A 1,325-nucleotide genomic window follows, 5' to 3' on the forward strand; every position below is an offset into this window, starting at 1 on the left:
TTTTTGCTGGTCAGTCAGCGCAGGTGGGATGCCAGCATGCTCGTTACGGTCTCGTACCGGGTTGGGGCGGCACGCAGCGTCTCGCGCGCATCGTCGGCTCGCGGCGTGCCCTTGATCTGATGTTCAGCGGCCGATGGCTCAAGGCGGATGAGGCGCTGGCTTGGGGGCTTGTGAACAATGTCGTTGACGACGGTGCGCTTGTCAGAGAGGCGGAAGCCTATTGCGCCGATCTCGCCAAAAAAAATCCGGACGGCCTTGCCGCCATGAAGCAGCTTTGCAGGAACGGGCTCGATGGATCACTCCAGGAGGGTCTGGATATGGAACGGAGCGTGGTCGTAGACGCGCTGATGAGCGAAAATGTTTCGGAAGGTCTGGCGGCGTTCCGAGGGCGTCGGAAACCATTATTCCGTTAACGGACAATCAAGTGGACATCGTCGGGAGATGCGTGATTATGAAACACGAAGCCCAGGTCGAACAGTTGCGGAAGATTTTCGGCTATCTTGACGCGGGTGAGACCGCGATGGGCGATGCTGTGTATCATCATCATGTCAGCGACTACACCAGTCCGGACCAGGCTGGCCGAGAACAGGAGGTGCTGTTCCGGAATGAGCCACTCCTGATCGGGTTGAGCTGCGAATTGCCCAATCCCGGCGACTATGTAACCGACGATTTTTCAGGCGTGCCGATCCTGGCGGTGCGGGATGAAGCGGGGCAGGTCAATGCTTTCATCAATGTCTGCCGTCACCGCGGCGCGCGCGTCGCGTCGGGCTGCGGCAGCGGCAAGGCCGTGTTCAGGTGTCCCTATCATGCATGGACCTACGACCGGAGCGGCAGGCTGAGGTCGATACCGTTCGAGCGGGGCTTCGAGAGCGTCGACAAAACGAGCAACGGCTTGAGGTCTCTGCCGGTGGTGGAGAAATACGGCATGATCTGGGTCATGCCGGCGCCCGGCGGGTCGATCGACATCGACAGCCACCTAGCGGGCATGGCGGACGATCTCGCCGCGTTTGGTCTTGTGTGCTACAGCCACTACGAGACGCGCGTTCTCCGGGCCCGCCTTAACTGGAAGCTCGTGATCGACACGTTTCTCGAAACCTACCATCTGAGTACGCTGCACAAGAACACGATCGCGCCGATCCTGCACTCGAACCTCGGCACGTTCGACGGCATGGCGCGAAATCTGCGCATGATTGGCGCCCGCAAGACGATCGATGCGTTGCGCCAGAGACCGGAAAGCGAGTGGGATCTGATTCGCCACTCCGCCCTCGTATACGTGCTCTTTCCGAATACGGTCTTCATCATGCAGGGCGATCATCTGGAGACGT

2 protein-coding genes are annotated in these 1,325 nt (G+C 59.9%); both read left to right on the forward strand.

Translation table 11 applies throughout. The annotated features are described in order from the left end of the window. Positions 1-413: enoyl-CoA hydratase/isomerase family protein (locus Q8S60_RS11060; protein WP_305668559.1), on the forward strand; the 413-nt coding region annotated here is incomplete at its 5' end. Between the two features lie 38 nt (positions 414-451). Continuing rightward, positions 452-1,325: aromatic ring-hydroxylating dioxygenase subunit alpha (locus Q8S60_RS11065; protein WP_305668560.1), on the forward strand; the 874-nt coding region annotated here is incomplete at its 3' end.

The sequence above is a fragment of the Parvibaculum sp. genome (assembly GCF_030694575.1).
In the GTDB taxonomy this organism is placed as follows: Bacteria; Pseudomonadota; Alphaproteobacteria; order Parvibaculales; family Parvibaculaceae; genus Parvibaculum.